Raw genomic sequence first — 2,465 nt, 5'->3', positions numbered from 1 at the left:
TGCTCGTGCATACCCATCCGGGCGGCCAGCCAGGCCCTTCAGTTCAGGATCTGGAGGGTGAGGCAGCCTTGCGCCCGGTGCTGCACGAGCGCCTGGCGGGTCTGCCCCACGGACGACTCATCCTGCGCCCTGACGGACTCGACGCGGCGCTCTTTGTCGGTGAGCGTCACACAGTGCCGCTGGAAGTCCAAAGCGTAGGTGAGCAGCTCCGCATCTTCCGCGAGAACGACACCGATATAGACCGATTGGCTGAAACCTATCAGCGGCAGGCGCTGGCCTTCGGTGAGCCGGGGCAGCGGCAGCTTCGCCGCCTGCGGATTGGGGTGGTGGGCGCCGGGGGCACCGGTTCACTGGTCCTTCAACAACTCGCCCATCTGGGCGTCCAGCACTTCACGATCATCGATCACGACGTATTGGAACGAACCAATCTCAACCGGGTGGTCGGGACGGTCGCCGCCGATGTAGGTCGTCCCAAGGTGGAGGTGGCGACTCGCGTGGTGCATAACATCAATCCAGACGCCGTTGTCCAGGCCCTCCAGGCCGACGTGACCGATCCGCTGGTCCTGAGACGGCTGCTCGATACCGACGTGGTCCTAATCTGCACCGACTCCCACGGCAGCCGGGCGCTGCTCTCGCAGCTCGCCTACCAGTATCTGCTGCCGATGATCAACGTGGGCGTGAGCGTCCTGGCCGACTCCGAGCGGGGCACCCAGGTCCAGGGCGTGGTCCACCTGTTGGCGCCGGGGCTGGCCTGCCTGGACTGTACGGGTGATCTGGACCCCGGCAAGGTGATGGAAGAGCTTCAGACCGAGGCCGAGCGCCAGGCCAACCCGTATATCTCGGGCGCCGCCGTCACCCAACCGGCAGTGATCAGCCTCAACAGCGTGGTGGCCGGACTGGGCGTCAGCCTGCTCCTAAGTACCGTCACCGAGATGCCGCTCCAGGCCCGGCGCCTGTTGCTGCGGCTGAGCGAAGGAAGCCTGCAACCCGGCGAGAACCGGGGACGGCGCGGTTGCCCCACCTGCTCCAATTCACCGGAATCCCGCTTGGCGCAGGGCGACCGCTGGACCAGGCCCGGACGGTCCCGGTGACGGCACAACGGCCAGCCCGGCGCACGGCCTACGGGCAGGTGGTCACCGTCGCCCGAACCGGTGAGGCGCTGGCCGTCTTGGCGGCGGACCCGGACACCCTGGCCTTCGTCGTGCGAGGTCATCCCCGCGCCGTGGTGATGGCCTGTCCCTGCGGCTGCCCTGATCCTGTCGTCGTGCCCGTCGACGGCGCTGTCAGCGGGGCCTGGCGAGTCAGGTACAAGAGCGAGCGACTCACCCTGATGCCCTCGGTCTGGCGGAAAAGCGGCTGTGGATCGCATTTCATTTTATGGAAGAATGAGGTCCACTGGTGCAGTCCCAATGAGCGCGAAGACGCGGCGGCCTGGCCTGAGCTGCTGCGGAGCACGGTTCGCGGCTGGTGGCGGCGCAATCGGCGGCGTAGGCGCTGAGGGAGATTTGTTTCAGCTTACATTTGCCTGTGATTGGGCATGCACCGCCGCCGTCAAGCCGGTAAAGGAGTATCAAGTTGCCTGGTGAACAGCGTCAAGTCCTCCGAGATTACGCCCTGGCCCTCGAGGGTTACGGCCTGACCGCCAAAGGCCCGGTCCAACTGGGTGCGCCGTTTACCATCATTCGCTACCAGGTCTATGACGCCAAGGGCCGCTGCGATCTGTGCCGCTGCGAGCACAAGGCCGGGAAGCAGGCAACCATTCGGGACGAGGCGACCAGGGCACTTTACTCTTCGGGCACCTCATGCCTCTCAGAGACCCTTGGCTACAACGAAGCCGCCCTGGAGCGGGCGGTCAAGGGGCGGCGCACGGTGGCCGCCCGGATCAGCCAGATCACCGGGACTGTCTTCGAGAACGAGCGGGAGATGATCGAGGCGCTGATCAGCGCCTTTGTTGGGCTTGACCCTCATCACCCTGAGGTGCTCAGGTGCCTTCGCAACCTCAGCGAGATGCAGCAGCATGTTCCCCTGACGGACCAGGCCCAGGAGCGCCTCGGGCAACTGCTCGATTTCCATGCGCTGCTGACCGAGGCGCTGCGCCGTCCCCAGCAGTATCAGGACCGGATGCAGGCACTGGCCCTCGATCCGTGTCATCGCAAACAGGCTCCGGTGAACTGGGATCTCTACCGTGATCCGGCGGCCCTGACCGTCGCGCGCGCCGAGGTGCTCAAAGGCGTGATGAAAAAAGCCAGGTCGAAGCGCCAGGTTCCCAAGCTGCAAGACCCCGCCTTCTTGCCCTGGCACTTTGAGAGCGAGGCCGCGTACCTGGAAGCGGCCCGGCGCCATTACGTCGGGCAGGCTGACCGGGGCGAGGTGCGCCCGGAGATTCTGCAAGCCAGCTACGATTTCGAGCACTTCAACTATGAGCTGGTGGGCGACGAAAAGATGCCCCACCCGCACCGGCTGAG

The 2,465-nt window shown here is 65.6% G+C and carries 3 protein-coding genes; all 3 read left to right on the top strand.

Features of this window, described 5'->3' with window-relative positions; all coding sequences use genetic code 11:
- A partial coding sequence (locus Q0R23_RS14405) for a ThiF family adenylyltransferase (RefSeq protein WP_293914077.1) occupies positions 1-1,091 on the top strand: 1,091 nt, incomplete at its 5' end.
- Entirely contained in the window at positions 1,088-1,498 is a 411-nt protein-coding gene (locus Q0R23_RS14400) for a DUF6527 family protein (protein WP_293914076.1), read from the top strand. The genes Q0R23_RS14405 and Q0R23_RS14400, both read left to right, overlap by 4 nt.
- Positions 1,499-1,575: 77 nt before the next feature.
- A partial coding sequence (locus tag Q0R23_RS14395; protein WP_293914075.1) for a hypothetical protein occupies positions 1,576-2,465 on the top strand: 890 nt, incomplete at its 3' end.

The sequence above is a fragment of the Deinococcus sp. genome (assembly GCF_025362455.1).
Taxonomy (GTDB): domain Bacteria; phylum Deinococcota; class Deinococci; order Deinococcales; family Deinococcaceae; genus Deinococcus.
This window is presented reverse-complemented; position numbering and strand designations above follow the sequence as displayed.